The organism is Segatella copri DSM 18205 (assembly GCF_025151535.1).
Classification (GTDB): domain Bacteria; phylum Bacteroidota; class Bacteroidia; order Bacteroidales; family Bacteroidaceae; genus Prevotella; species Prevotella copri.
In genome coordinates this window covers 516,542-530,908 of the sequence record NZ_CP102288.1, presented here as the reverse complement: position 1 = coordinate 530,908, position 14,367 = coordinate 516,542, and the positions used below count along the sequence as shown (strand labels likewise).

Here is a 14,367-nt window from a genome sequence, read left to right as displayed (position 1 = left end):
GTGTAAACACAATAGAATATAAAATAATGGAAGAAACAAAGAACTTTGATTTGGGACGTGATCAAGAGCAGGAAGAGAAGTCATCTATTGACTTCCAGCTGATTTATTCTACTCTTATCCTCAACTGGAAATGGTTCGTTCTATCACTCATTGTATGTTTGGGATTGGGATATCTCTACATACGCCATGCAAGACCGCAATACCAGGCAACCGCTAAGGTACTGATAAAGGATGACGACCAGAGAAAGAACAGAGGAATGGGTAACAGCATGATTCAAAATGCTGCAAACCTCGGTTTTATTTCAAACTCAAATGGTATAGACAATGAGATTGAAATTCTTTCGGCTCAAGACTTGGCTAACCAGACTGTAGTAGACATGAAATGCTACGTGAACTATTACCATAAAGGAACCTTCAGGGATCAGTTAGTCTATAAAGAGCAGGAAGTCAGCGTTGACTTAGACCTGGCTCATCTCAAGAAGCTGAATGCTCCTATCAAGCTTCTTATAGAGAAAACTGGCAGCCAGTATCAGGTAACAGGTTCATACTACATACCTGTAGATGCCTTTTCCTATCAGAAGGATCCTGTAAAGATTGAAAAGACTTTAGCTGGTCTGCCAGCAAGCATCAATACACGTGTAGGAACCCTCCACTTCACTCAGAACGGCAAATACGCATTAAAAGACGGTGAGAGCCTGAAGGTGATTATCGTGTCACCAGAAATGGCGGCTAAGGGCTATACAAAAGCACTGACTGTCAGCCAGACTTCAAAGACTACAACCATAGCCGAACTGGTGATGAAAGATGAAGATCCTCAGCGCAGCATCGACTATCTGAGAACTCTGGTAAATGTTTATAACCGCCAGGCCAACGAGGACAAAAATGAAATTTCTTTCCGCACAGAACAGTTCATCAACCAGCGTCTGGAGAAAATCAACAACGAACTGGGCAATACAGAAGGCCAGCTCGAAAGCTACAAGAAGCGTAACAATGTTGTAGAGATGAAGCTCAACGCAACAGCTGCCATCGCTAACTCAGACACATACGCCCAGAAACTCCAGGAGGCTAACACACAGGTTGAACTTCTGAATGAGCTTGGCAAATACATGAACGAACCTGGCAACAGATATCAGCCTATCCCATCAAACGTAGGTCTGACTGATGAAAGTTCAACAGAGTTGATTAACGAATACAACAAGATAGCTCTGAACCGCAACCAGATGTTGCATTCTGCCAGTGAGAATTCTCCAACTGTTACCCCATTATCAGCCCAGTTGGATGACCTTACAAAATCTATCAAGCGTGCCATGCGCCAGGCTAAGCTGGGTATGGAAATCCAGCGTAACAGCATTGCCAAACAAGCTGCCATGTATGCCAGCCAAATAGGTAACTCGCCAGAGCAAGAGCGAGTTCTTACACAGATTGGTCGCCAGCAGGAAGTAAAATCTGGTCTTTACCTGATGCTTCTTCAGAAACGTGAGGAAAACTCCATTTCGCTAGCAGCAACGGCAGACAAGGGTAAGGTTATCGATGCTCCTTCATTGGAAGGAAAGGTGAGCCCTAAGAGTTCTATCATCATGCTGATAGCACTGGTACTGGGTATTGCAATCCCTGCCGGCATCCTCTTCCTGAGAGAATTCTTCAAGTACAAGATTGAGGGACATGAAGACGTGATGAAACTCACTCAGATACCTGTCATTGCCGATATTCCTGTAGCAAGCGACGCTGCCAAGAAGGAAGGAAAGGCTGATATTGTGGTTCACCAGAATGTAAACAACCTGATGGAGGAGATTTTCCGTGGCCTGCGTACCAATATTCAGTTTATGCTGAAAGAAGGTGAGAAGGTGATGATGTTTACCTCTTCTACATCAGGTGAAGGTAAAACTTTCGTGGCATCCAATATCGGTATCTCGCTCGCCTTGCTGGGCAAGAAGGTTATCATGGTAGGTCTGGATATCCGCAAGCCACGTCTGGCAGAGCTCTTCGAGATTGACAACCACCATAATGGTATCACCAATCTGATTGTACACGACCATAATACATGGGATGACATTCAGAAACAGATTCTCTCTTCGGGTGTCAACAGTAAACTCGACCTCCTTATGGCTGGTCCTGTTCCTCCTAACCCAGGAGAGTTAGTAACCAGAGCAAGCCTTGACGACATTATCAGTCAGTTGAAGGAACATTACGACTATGTTATCCTCGATACAGCTCCTGTAGGTCTTGTAAACGACAGTTTGCAGCTAGGACGTCTGGCTAATCTCTGTGTATACGTCTGCCGAGCAGATTATACTCCAAAGGCTAGTTTCGGCATGATCAATGGTCTGAACGAAGAGAAGAAATTGCCTAACATGTGCTTAGTACTCAATGGCGTCGATCTCTCTAAGAAGAAGCACAGCTTCTATTATGGTGTTGGTAAGTACGGCAAATATGGTAAATATGGCAACTATGGTTCTTATGGATCATATGGCAAATATGGCAAATATGGAACTTACGGCCAGTATGGCAGCTATGGTAACTATAGCAACAGCCACTATGGCAATGCCAACGACAACAGTATCAAGAAGTAATTAAGAACATACATACAACAAAGAAAAGAGTCTTTCTATCCAGATAGGAAGACTCTTTTAGATTTTAAAAACATTAAGACTATATGGCAACAATTGCAGTAGATTTTGATGGTACAATCGTAACCCACGAGTACCCGAAGATTGGTACAGAGCTACCTTTCGCCACAGAAACATTAAAGATGTTGATTAGAGACCACCACAAGCTTATTCTATGGAGCGTACGCGAAGGAAAACTCCTGGACGAGGCAGTAGAATGGTGTAGAGAAAGAGGAGTTGAATTCTGGGCTGTAAACAAGGATTATCCTGAAGAGAGTCTGGAGAACAATAACCACTTCTCCCGCAAGTTAAAAGCCGACTGGTTCATTGACGACCGAGGTATCGGCGGTTTGCCTGACTGGGGGGAGATTTATCAGATTATCACCAACCATACCAGTTATCGCAGAGTACTGAAACAGAAGTTCGGCGAACAGCAGGAAGCTCCCAAAAAGAAACATTGGTGGAGCCGCGGATAAAATGCTTCTCCAAAAGATTTCATAATAGATACGATAAAAGATATCCCAATAAATAAAAAAGGTGTATTGCTCATTGGCAATACACCTTTTTTATTTATTGGAATGAATTTACTAGTCTAAATTAGAAGAACAAGTAGCGGTTATCAACTACATGAGCGTTGAGATAAAGCTCATTCATGAAGTTACCTGCATACTGCATAGCCTTCTGACGGCACTTCTGCTGGTATGTCTTGTCATCGAACTTAACAGGACGATTAGCCTTGTTAGTAACCTGGAAGAGATAAACACCAGCGTTACCCTTCACAGCATGAGCAGAGAAAGCACCCTTCTTAGTACCTGCAACAGCACCAGAGAGAGCTGGCTCGCTAGCGCCAGTAGCTGCGATGAATACAGGAGCTGCGAAAGTAATCTGGTTTACAGAAGAAACCTTACCGCCCTTAGCCTTAGCAGCTGCGATGTTCTTAACACCGTTCAACTTAGCCTCAATCATCTCAGCCTTCTTATCCTTGAGCACCTCTGCCTTAACAGTCTCCTTGACAACTGCATCATTCAAATCACGATAACCGATATGATGAATCTTATCAAGAACCACAACCAACAGGTGGTTGTTGTCACCACACTCATAGAGAGGTGAAATCTCACCCTCCTTGCTATCGAAGATCCACTTCAAAGCCTCGCGAGTAGAATGGATGTTTGCTACATAGTGAACAGAAGTTGTAATATCCTTCAAGTCCTGAACCTTGTAACCTTCCTTAGCTGCATTCTTCAAGAGATCCTCTGACTTAGGATTTGCACTTACGAAGCTAGAGAACTTGTTGTAAGCTGTACGGTAAGTACCCTGAGAGAAGTCGATAGGCTTCTTGATAACGGCAGCAGTATACTTGCTGACCATTGCCTTGCGGTCAAGAACCTGAAGAACTACATATCCCTGACCCAGCTGAAGCTGGCTCAAAGAGTTAACTGCTGCAGTATTCAATGTATTGATGAATGTCTTGTTGTCCTTATCCATAGACTGGGCATACTCATACTGCTTGGTAGTCATCCAAGCCTTGTCACCAGTCTGGCCATACTTCTTAGCGATAGCCTCGAAATCAGCACCACCGGCAATAGCGCCCTGAATAGAATCTGCCTTAGTCTTAGCCTCAGCTACTGAGTTAGCAGCAACCTGGATAACACGATACTGTACTGAATCTGGCAATTCCTGCTTAGCTACCAACTTAACGATGTTCAATGTATTGTCACCGGCATTAGCCTTAACAGCGGAAGTAGAACCTACAGCCATAGAATCGAGCTGTGCAGCGATATCACGTGGGAAAGCATCCTTTGAAACAGGAATACCAAGATATGCTACAGTAGAAGCTGACTTACGTACAACCTCTGTAGGATCTGCAGCAGCAGCCAACTGTGAGTGATAACCTGCAAATTCCTTGTTAAGAGCAGCACGGTCTGCATTGGAAGCCTGAACCTCGATATCAACGAACTTGATGTCACGGCTCTCAACAGGTTGCTTGAAGCGTGCCTTAATCTCATCATACTTAGCCTTCAGATCGCTTTCAGAAATCTTCACCTTATCATCCTGGATATCAGAGTATGGGAAAGCAGCCAACTGAATCTGGCTCTCTTCATTCTCCTCCTTGAAAGCCATCTTTGCTTCTACAGGGTTTGACAGGAAGCAACCGGCGAGAAGAGCCTGATACTTCTGAGCCAAAGTCTGCTGGCGGAGAGTCTTCTCGATGAATGACCAGTAGTTGTAAATCTTGGTATACTGATCCATCATCTGTGCGTTAGCAGATGGGTTAGCCTTCTGTGCCTTGTAGTCTGCCAAGAACTTCTGGAGAGAAGATGCATCGAAACGACCTGTCTGCTGATTAACGAAAGGAGTCTGCTGAAGCATAGGGTTAGTACCTGTCTTCAAGATGTCCTGAAGCTCAGCGTCGGTCACAGTGAGACCCAACTTACTAGCTTCCTTAGCGATAATCTGGTTCTGGATGTAGGTATTCCATACCATATCCTTCACCTGATTCATCTGCTCTTCAGGAAGATTTTCCTGACCCTGTTGCATTTTAATAACTTCTGAATACTCATCAACGAGCTTCTGGAAATCCTGCACGCTGATTTTTTCGCCCAAAACCTCACCAATCTGCTGGCGCTCATTATTCTTTGCTGAATCGCAAGAGCGGAAAGCTTCCTCGGCAATAAAGGCGAAAAGGCCGAAACTGATGATACAAACCAGTATCACGCCTCTTTTTCTAATTGTTCCTAATGCTGCCATTACGTTTTAATTATTATTATTATTTTTATTTTTTCCTAAGTTTAGATTGAACCACTTTTGATGCTAGTAGCCAATTGTCTGCAAAAATACAAAAATAATACGAGAAAAGGGAATTTTTTGCTATCTTTTTTGACTATTACCTCAAAAAAAGCAACAAATTCCCTTTTCCCGCTCAGCTATTTGATGATGTGGAGTTTAACAAGCTCTATTTTACGGGATGTTGACTTGATAATCTTGAACTCGAAGTTATCAAACTTGATCACCTCATTGAGTTTAGGAAAACTCTGGTATTCATGCAGAATCAAACCACCCAAGGTCATATATTCATCACTTTCCGGCAGTTCAAGACCAAACATATCGTTCACCTTGTCAATCTCCAGTCGCGCAGAAAGGAGATAGTCACCATCATCGGTTTTCTTAGCTACATATTTGGCTGAATCGTGCTCATCTTCTATATCACCGAAGATTTCCTCAACGATATCTTCCAGACTCACCAAACCGCTGGTACCGCCAAACTCATCTACAACGATACCTAAAGACTTCTTCTGCTGCAAAAAAGTCTGCATCAGTTTCTGTGCCTGCATCGTTTCAGGCACAAAAGGAAGTGTACGGATATGATCCTGCCAACGTGAAGGATGATGGAACAGTTCGGAACTGTGAATATATCCCGCAATATGGTCTATATCCTCTTCATATACGATGATTTTCGAATTACCACTCTCTATGAATTTCTGCTGCAGTTCTTCGAGAGAAGTATCCATTTCAACAGCCTGAATCTCAGTACGGGGCACCATACAGTCGCGTACTTTAGTATCGGAGAAATCAAGGGCATTCTGGAATATCTTCACCTCATCATTAATTTCATCTTCATTGGTAGCGTTATCGATACTTGACTGCACAAGATAATCAAGGTCTACCTTAGAAAAGCCTTCATCCGCCCCCTCAGTATCCATCTTCATCCCCACCAGACGCAGCAGGCACTTACTCAAGAAAGTACTGAACTTGCTGATAGGCCACAATACCACATAGCACAGATAAGCTACCGGACTGAAGATAGAAAGCAAGCGGTTCGGATTAGACTTGAAAAGCGTCTTTGGCAGAAACTCACCTGTAAAGAGTACTATCAGCGTAGACAAAATGGTATCTGCAGGCACCGTAAAGGCTGCATCAAAACCTGCGAAAATCGTATTGTCGAAAAGACGGGCTATCAGGATACCATAAACTACAAGGGCTATATTGTTGCCCACGAGCATAGTACTGACAAAGCCATTCGGATGATTATAAAACAAAGATAACAGTCGTTGCGTAAGGCCGTTTTTCTCCTTATCCATCTCCGCCAACATACGGTTGGAAGAGACGAAGGCAATCTCCATTCCACTGAAGAATGCAGAGAAGACCATTGAAATGAGAATGCCTACGACTAAACTCATATCCACCTGTTCATTCATTATATCTTTTTCTTTTTAATTAGTGCATGATAGGAATCGTAGTGGCTCTGACTGGTGTAGCCGGCTGACGGAAGTTATTCTTGACAGAATCAGGCTGGCTGCTCAAAGTATCGGCAGCACCACCTCCTCCTGTCAGGTCTCCCTTTTCAAAGCTACCCTTCGAATTGCTCACATAATAGCGCGTCATCTTTTCATCACTCCAGAAATGAGAACCCTGTAGCGTTCTTTCAGGAGTAACAAGTTTGCTGAACACGTTACTTGACAATTCGTGTTTATTCTGGTCCCAGGTAAGCTGCTCACTGTTAAAGCGCAAACCATCCTTGGTCAGGATGCTCACCCTACCATAAAGTTTCCATATCTTCTGCTGATCATAATAATAAGCTGTATCACACTGGATATAACTATTAATATGGAATTTCTCATCAAACTGCTCCAGCAAAAGTCCCTTATCAAAGATCCACAAAGATGGATTCTTACTGGTATTCACCTCCCACCGTTCTGTTACGATGCGATATTTCATAACTCCCGAGTCGCTTACCAATGTATTTACACCATACGACGTCATCATCGCCACCGAGTCTTGCGGACGGATGGCGGGCGCAGTATGTTCTACCTGGTTTTGGCAACTAGCCAAAATCAGGAACATCAGGATACCGACAACATAAGAGCCTTTTATTCTATACATTATTATATAGAGATTCTATACATTATTATATATAAGCGGAAGATTAATCCATCTTCCACTTCTTAAACCAATCCTCGTTGAATGTGAATCCGATATTGATACGGAAAGAATTTTCCTTAATCAGATCCTTAGCCGAACTCTTCACCCACTGACCGCTGATATTCAGCATAGAGCGGTTGTTGTAAGAGTTCATGATAGGAATACCGAAACCGGCACTTACAGAGATTTCCTTCGGACCATCAACACCATTCATCTTATAATAAGGTGTGGCGTAGCTGGCACCTACACGATACTGAACACGCTTGAAGAAAGCACGGCTTCGCTCTCCATAGCAATACTGGGCACCGAGATTGAACTTGCTTCTATCCTTGTAGATACCATTTTTCAAGGCGTAGTTGGTTCCATCGAAACTAGGATACCCCAAGCTACCCCACTTCTGCAGACTGTAATCAAAGCCAACCTTCCACTGGTTGTTATGATTCCACATCACACCCGCACCAATCATGGTAGGCAATTTATAAGCCTTGTCAATAGAGTAAGCGGTGGTATCGGTAACACCGTTCTGGGTATCATTAGAAATGATTTTCATATCAGCAGAAGCTCCCAGACCATGTCCTGGTGAGAAAGTAACACCTACGGTAGCCCAATCTTTCTTTGAGAACTGATGGGTATACTGTACACCGAAATCAACCTTATAGCTGTTCACCTGCATAGAATAATAACGGGTGAGGGTCTTGTAATAAGAATTGCTGTAGCTGTTTGATACACTTCTGTCTATACTACCCCAGAGATATGAGAAGTTGGCACCTACGGCCAAGCCCTTGACCGGTTCCCAACCCGCACCGATGTATGCCTGATGCAAACCACCATCGCCGGAATAAGTATTAGTATAGTAAGCTTCCTTGTCAGCATTCACCCATTCTGATGCAGAATAATTATAGCCAACATTGGTAAAAGGAATGATACCGAAGCTCATACCTACATGTGGCAGCAAGCGGAAACCTGCAACAACATACTCAAAATTTGAGTTGTTGGCATTTTTCTTCACACCATTCTCTTCAAAATTTGTCACCTGACCAGAGATACCGGCATCAAGGATGAAAGTCATCGAATCAATCGAAGCATAAGATGCAGGGTTGAAATAGTTTACCTGATTATGCTCATGAAAGCCGAGACCGACTCCATTCATACCGCGATTAAAACCAGAAGTCTGGTCTGACAAGATGCCAAGACCATACTGGCTGTATGGCGAATTAGTACCACTTTGGGCATTAACCATAAGGGCGGAACCCAACAAAAGGGTTGCTAAAAAAAGCTTTCTCATTCTTTAATAATCATTCAAAATTATATTCAGAGTGCAAAAGTATTAAAAAAAATCTAGAAAAAAGAAGGATAATTGAAAATAATAAGGTATTTTTGCATCGTGAAACGTTTTAAGCATATTTTTAGTGCCATTTTAGCAGTAATTTTAATCAATTTAACTACTGAAGTGGCTGCACAGGATTTTTCAAGAGACAAGGACTCTGATATTTCTGTGCAGAACAGTCGTGTCAATGAAGAAGCTACTGCGTGGCTCGATTCTGTTGACATTTCTCTCCTGACTTGCGGACCAGGTCAGGAGGTGTGGTCGTATTATGGACATACCGCTCTACGCATCCAGAACAAAGCTATGGGAACGGATGTTGCCGTCAACTGGGGTATGTTCAGTTTTAACCAAAGTTGCTTCGTACTCCGTTTTGTTTTCGGACTCACCGATTATCAGATCGGCATCTACCCGATGAGCGACTTCATTGCCGAATATGCACATGAAGGCAGATGGGTAAGACAGCAGCGCCTCCGCCTCTCCCGTACAGAGAAACTGGGAATTCTGAGAAGCATCGACAAGAATGCACAGCCGGAGAACCGCGTATACCGCTACAATTTCTTCTATGACAACTGTACGACCCGGGCACGCGAGATGATTCTCTCCAACCTTGGGAACCAGAGTACCAACTTTAAAGATATCCCTACCGCTTCTACCTACAGGGAAGAGATTCACAAGCTCAACGGACAGCACCGCTGGGCAAGATTCGGCAATGACCTTCTTTTGGGTTGTCAGGCAGACCGCCCTATCACACAAAGAGAATGGGAATTCTTGCCAGACAATCTGAGCAAAGACTTTGCCACAGAAGGAAGAACCGACTTTATTGATGCATCTCAGACTTCAGACGGCAAGACCAATGCAACAAGTGCCAGCGGCTATATCACTCTGGTAGATGAAACATCCGATATTATCCCAGCCCAGGTACAAATAACAGACGATGCTCCTGTTACACCACAAATGATAGCCATAGCCCTGGCAATCATCATCATAGGAACAACGGTAAGAGAATGTATAAAAAAGAAAAACTACTGGTGGTTTGATGCCATCCTGCTTGTTCTGACAGGATTACCGGGACTGATTCTCTTTACCATGATCTTCTCGCAGCATCCTACTGTACAGATAAATTTCCAGATTCTGATACTGAATCCGCTCAACCTCATCTTTGCCTGGAAAACTGTCAAGAGGATGAAAGCAGGTCGTCAGTATTGGTATTTCGAACTCCTGGGATGGCTTCTGCTCATTGCCCTGTTCATGCAGATATGGCAGAACTATGCTGAGGGTATGAGTATTTTGGCACTTACTTTGCTAGCGAGATACTGCGTCAAGTCGACCATGATGGATTTAAGTCCAAACAATTATGGCTTGCAGAAGCATATCGTAAAGAAATTCAGAAAGAATAAATAGACATTAAAATATACGTAAGGAAACGATTGGCACAACATTGTTTCCGAACAGAAGAAGATAAACAACAATGATGGTAAACAGATATATCACAGCCCTTTTGGTCGTTCTGGCGGCAACCGGCATGGAGGCGCAGACTTATCAGCAGGCGCTGAAGTTTGCGCTTACGGATATATCCTACGATGAATTCATCCAGCAACCGGAGGCGAAGGCATTGGAGGAGGACATTCTCTGCGTGCTCAAAGCCATCAAAGCGGCATCAGAAGATGAGAGCATCGCAACGCATCATCCTATCCTGTCGGCAACACTTGCCGCCCATTCTTCTGACATTCTGACAGGCATTCATTCACATATTTATTATGATTCCCCTACGGAGCATAGATACAAAGTTCCGTATGGGAGTATTGTTATTCGAGGTCCAGACTGCTGATTTTATGCTTTCTGTAAGCTAAACTCAGAAGATTTGCCATAAAAACAGGTAATAATTGGCAATTCCTTGCAGATTTACAGATATTTTTAGTAAATTTGCAAGCTAGTAATAAACAACAGGAAAAAGCAGAAGAGGAAAAAAGGACTGACAGAGCAGCATTTGTCTTAACTCCTTAACTTCTTTAACTCCTATATTTCGAATAATAATAAAAAATAAATATACAATGAACTTTAACAAAATTCTCCAGTCATTGTTTGGCAACAAGTCAACTCGCGATATGAAGTTGATCCAGCCAATCGTAGAAAAGATCAAGGCAGAGTATCCTAAGATGCAGGCCTTAAGCAATGACGAACTTCGTGCAAAAACAAAAGAACTTCAGAAGTACGTACAGGAGTACGCCAAGGAAGAGAAGGCTAAGATTGCTGAACTCAAGGCAAAAATTGAAGACACTCCTATCGATGAGCGTGAAGGTATCTTCAACCAGATCGACAAGTTAGAGCAGGAAGCACTCGACAAGTATGAGGAAGCCCTCAACGAGGTTTTGCCTCAGGTTTTCGCTATCGTTAAGGATACTGCTCGCCGTTTCGCTGAGAACGAGGAAACAATAGTTACTGCTACCGACTTCGACCGCGAGCTGGCTTCTAATCCAGCTAACGACTTCGTTACCATCGATGGCGACAAGGCTATCTATCACAACCACTGGACAGCCGGCGGTAATGATATGAAGTGGGAAATGATTCACTACGATGTACAGCTCTTCGGTGGTGTTGTTCTCCATCAGGGTAAGATTGCCGAGATGGCTACCGGTGAGGGTAAGACCCTTGTAGGTACAACACCTATCTTCCTGAATGCCTTGACTGGCAATGGTGTTCACGTCGTTACCGTGAACGACTATTTGGCTAAGCGTGACTCTGAGTGGATGGGACCTCTCTATATGTTCCACGGTCTCTCTGTAGATTGTATCGACAAGCACCGTCCTAATTCCGACGAGCGCCGCAAGGCATACCTGGCAGATATCACCTTCGGTACCAACAACGAGTTCGGTTTCGATTATCTTCGTGATAACATGGCTACCAACCCAGCCGATCTGGTACAGCGCCAGCACAACTACGCCATCGTCGATGAGGTCGACTCAGTGTTGATTGATGATGCCCGTACCCCATTGATCATCTCTGGTCCTATTCCAAAGGGCGACGACCAGATGTTTGAGCAGTATCAGCCATTGGTTGAGAAACTTTATGAGGTACAGCGCAAGCAGGCTACAGAATTGCTCGCCGAGGCTAAGCAGAAGATTAACGAAGGTACAAAAGCTAAGAATCAGGAACTCCTTGATGAAGGCTTCCTCGCACTCTTCCGTTCTTACAAGGCATTGCCTAAGAACAAGCCATTGATCAAGTATCTTTCTGAGGAAGGTATCAAGGCTGGTCTGCTGAAGACCGAGGAGTACTACATGGCAAACAACAACCGTGAGATGCCTAAGGCTACTGAGCCATTGTACTTCGTAGTAGACGAGAAACTGAATTCTGCCGACCTTACCGATAAGGGAACCGACTGGTTGGCTAAGCAGGTAAACGACAAGGAACTCTTCGTATTGCCTGATATCACAACAGAAATGAGTGAACTCGAGGCACGTACAGACCTTACCGACCAGGAGCGTCTTGACAAGAAAGACGAGATGCTGGCTCACTATGGTGTACAGAGCGAACGTGTTCACACCTTGCAGCAGCTCCTGAAGGGTTACACCATGTTCAATAAGGACGACGAATATGTTGTCATGGACGGACAGGTGAAGATTGTGGATGAGCAGACAGGACGTATCATGGAAGGCCGTCGCTGGAGCGATGGTTTGCACCAGGCTATTGAAGCTAAGGAGCACGTAAAGGTAGAGGCTGCTACACAGACCTTTGCTACCATCACACTTCAGAACTACTTCCGTATGTACCACAAACTCGCAGGTATGACCGGTACAGCAAGTACAGAGTCTGGTGAGTTCTGGGATATCTACAAACTCGATGTTGTTGAGATTCCAACCAACCGCCCTATCCAGCGTAAGGACTTGGATGACCGCGTATACAAGACTGCCCGCGAGAAATATCGTGCAGTTATCGACGAAATCGAGGAAACACGTAATGCTGGCCGCCCAGTCTTGGTAGGTACGACATCTGTCGAGATTTCTGAGTTGTTGAGCAAGATGTTGAAGATGCGCAACATTCCTCATAATGTATTGAACGCTAAGTTGCACCAGCAGGAGGCTCAGATTGTAGCCGAGGCAGGTCGCTCAGTAAACGGTAAGGGTGCCGTAACCATCGCTACCAACATGGCAGGTCGTGGTACCGATATCAAGCTGACTCCTGAGGTAAAGGCTGCAGGTGGTCTTGCCATCATCGGTACAGAACGTCATGAGAGCCGCCGTGTAGACCGTCAGCTCCGTGGTCGTGCCGGTCGTCAGGGTGACCCAGGTTCTTCTGTATTCTATGTATCATTGGAGGATAAGCTGATGCGTCTGTTCGCTTCTGAGCGTATCGCCAAGGTAATGGACCGTCTCGGTTTCGAGGATGGCGAGCGTATCGAGAGCCCAATGATCAGCAAGAGTATCGAGCGTGCTCAGCGCAAGGTTGAGGAAAACAACTTCGGTATCCGTAAACACCTCTTGGAGTATGATGACGTGATGAACCGTCAGCGTACCGTTATCTACGAGAAGCGTCGCCACGCCCTCATGGGTGAGCGTATCGGTATGGATATTGCCAACATCATCTGGGACCGCGTATTGAACATCGTTAACAACAACGACTTCTTCGGTGCCAAGGAAGAGTTCCTGAAAGTTCTCGCTATGGAGATTCCATTCAACGAGGATGAGTATGAGAACGGCAGACGTGAGGATTTGGCAGAGCGTGCTTTCCAGGAGGCTATGGCTACATTCAAGCGTAAGACAGACCGCATCCAGGCTACAGCTTTGCCTATCATCAAGCAGGTATACGAAAACCAGGGTGCTATATACGAGCGCATCATGGTGCCTATCACAGACGGCAAGCGCATGTACAATATTCCTTGCAACCTCAAGGAGGCATACGAGAGCGAGGCTAAGAACGTAGTGAAGGAGTTTGAGAAGAGCATTGTTCTCCAGATTATCGATGACGACTGGAAGGAGAACCTCCGCAAACTCGACGAACTGAAGCACTCTGTACAGAATGCAAGCTACGAGCAGAAGGATCCTCTCCTCATCTTCAAGTTGGAGAGTGCCAAGGTTTGGGATGCCATGATCAATGACATGTACGACCGTATTGCAAGTATCCTGATGCGTGGTCAGATTCCAGTAATGGAGCAAGAGCAGCCAGTTCAGGAGGCAGCTCCTGAGCAGCACACTCAGCAGAACTATGTAGAGAGCAAGGTAGATTTGGATGCAGAGCGTGAGGCACAGGAGGCAGCTGCTAACCAGGATACCCGAGAGGGCGCACAGGTAAACCGCACTCCTTACCGTGCAGAGCGCATGCCACGTCCTAACGACCCATGTCCATGCGGAAGCGGCAAGAAGTTTAAGAACTGCCACGGCAGAAACCTGTAATCACAGAAAATGATGATGCTCTTATATATATAATAAGGTATAAGAACATTCACCATCAGAAATAATGATAAGAATACCTAGATTTGATGATACTCTCATCATTTCTAGGTATTTTTGTTTTAAA

9 protein-coding genes are annotated in these 14,367 nt (G+C 44.6%); 5 read left to right on the top strand and 4 right to left on the bottom strand.

Going from position 1 to position 14,367, the window contains the following annotated elements; all coding sequences use genetic code 11:
- The first annotated feature begins 26 nt into the window (after nt 1-26).
- Both NQ544_RS02090 and NQ544_RS02085 read left to right on the top strand, forming a co-directional pair.
- Entirely contained in the window at nt 27-2,570 is a 2,544-nt protein-coding gene (locus NQ544_RS02090; protein WP_006846430.1) for a GumC family protein, read from the top strand.
- Nucleotides 2,571-2,653: 83 nt separating this feature from the next.
- The gene (locus tag NQ544_RS02085; RefSeq protein WP_006846429.1) at nt 2,654-3,082 is read left to right on the top strand and encodes a BT0820 family HAD-type phosphatase; all 429 of its coding nucleotides are present in this window, start codon (nt 2,654-2,656) and stop codon (nt 3,080-3,082) included.
- Between the two features lie 121 nt (nt 3,083-3,203).
- Here the strand turns inward: NQ544_RS02085 and NQ544_RS02080 are convergent, their stop codons facing one another.
- The 4 genes from NQ544_RS02080 to bamG all read right to left on the bottom strand — a co-directional run bounded on the left by NQ544_RS02080 (nt 3,204) and on the right by bamG (nt 8,811).
- On the bottom strand, nt 3,204-5,354 hold the full coding sequence (locus NQ544_RS02080) for a peptidylprolyl isomerase (RefSeq protein ID WP_006846428.1): 2,151 nt from the start codon (nt 5,352-5,354) through the stop codon (nt 3,204-3,206).
- Nucleotides 5,355-5,530: 176 nt separating this feature from the next.
- Entirely contained in the window at nt 5,531-6,802 is a 1,272-nt protein-coding gene (locus NQ544_RS02075) for a hemolysin family protein (RefSeq protein WP_006846427.1), read from the bottom strand.
- Between the two features lie 19 nt (nt 6,803-6,821).
- Nucleotides 6,822-7,487, bottom strand: coding sequence for an LPS export ABC transporter periplasmic protein LptC (gene lptC / locus NQ544_RS02070; protein ID WP_006846426.1), 666 nt, complete (start codon nt 7,485-7,487; stop codon nt 6,822-6,824).
- A gap of 43 nt (nt 7,488-7,530) precedes the next feature.
- Nucleotides 7,531-8,811: a BamG family beta-barrel-assembly machinery protein gene (gene bamG, locus NQ544_RS02065; RefSeq protein ID WP_006846425.1), complete on the bottom strand. Its 1,281-nt coding sequence runs from the start codon at nt 8,809-8,811 to the stop codon at nt 7,531-7,533.
- A gap of 165 nt (nt 8,812-8,976) precedes the next feature.
- On the opposite strand from bamG, the gene NQ544_RS02060 reads away from it, so the two are divergent.
- The 3 genes from NQ544_RS02060 (at nt 8,977) to secA (ending at nt 14,243) form a co-directional block, all read left to right on the top strand.
- The gene (locus tag NQ544_RS02060) at nt 8,977-10,254 is read left to right on the top strand and encodes an Lnb N-terminal periplasmic domain-containing protein (protein WP_050758568.1); all 1,278 of its coding nucleotides are present in this window, start codon (nt 8,977-8,979) and stop codon (nt 10,252-10,254) included.
- 67 nt (nt 10,255-10,321) lie between these two features.
- Nucleotides 10,322-10,681, top strand: a complete 360-nt coding sequence (locus tag NQ544_RS02055) for a hypothetical protein (protein WP_006846423.1) — start codon at nt 10,322-10,324, stop codon at nt 10,679-10,681.
- A 223-nt stretch (nt 10,682-10,904) separates the two neighbouring features.
- A complete protein-coding gene (secA, locus tag NQ544_RS02050; protein ID WP_006846421.1) occupies nt 10,905-14,243 on the top strand; it encodes a preprotein translocase subunit SecA in 3,339 nt (1,112 codons plus the stop codon).
- Nucleotides 14,244-14,367 lie beyond the last annotated feature (124 nt).

Bases quoted from the DNA above. Each gene is read 5' to 3' on its own strand.
- NQ544_RS02090 (WP_006846430.1), top strand. From the start codon at position 27: ATGGAAGAAACAAAGAACTTTGATTTGGGACGTGATCAAGAGCAGGAA.
- NQ544_RS02085 (WP_006846429.1), top strand. From the start codon at position 2,654: ATGGCAACAATTGCAGTAGATTTTGATGGTACAATCGTAACCCACGAG.
- NQ544_RS02080 (WP_006846428.1), bottom strand. From the start codon at position 5,354: ATGGCAGCATTAGGAACAATTAGAAAAAGAGGCGTGATACTGGTTTGT.
- NQ544_RS02075 (WP_006846427.1), bottom strand. From the start codon at position 6,802: ATGAATGAACAGGTGGATATGAGTTTAGTCGTAGGCATTCTCATTTCA.
- lptC (WP_006846426.1), bottom strand. From the start codon at position 7,487: ATGTATAGAATAAAAGGCTCTTATGTTGTCGGTATCCTGATGTTCCTG.
- bamG (WP_006846425.1), bottom strand. From the start codon at position 8,811: ATGAGAAAGCTTTTTTTAGCAACCCTTTTGTTGGGTTCCGCCCTTATG.
- NQ544_RS02055 (WP_006846423.1), top strand. From the start codon at position 10,322: ATGATGGTAAACAGATATATCACAGCCCTTTTGGTCGTTCTGGCGGCA.
- secA (WP_006846421.1), top strand. From the start codon at position 10,905: ATGAACTTTAACAAAATTCTCCAGTCATTGTTTGGCAACAAGTCAACT.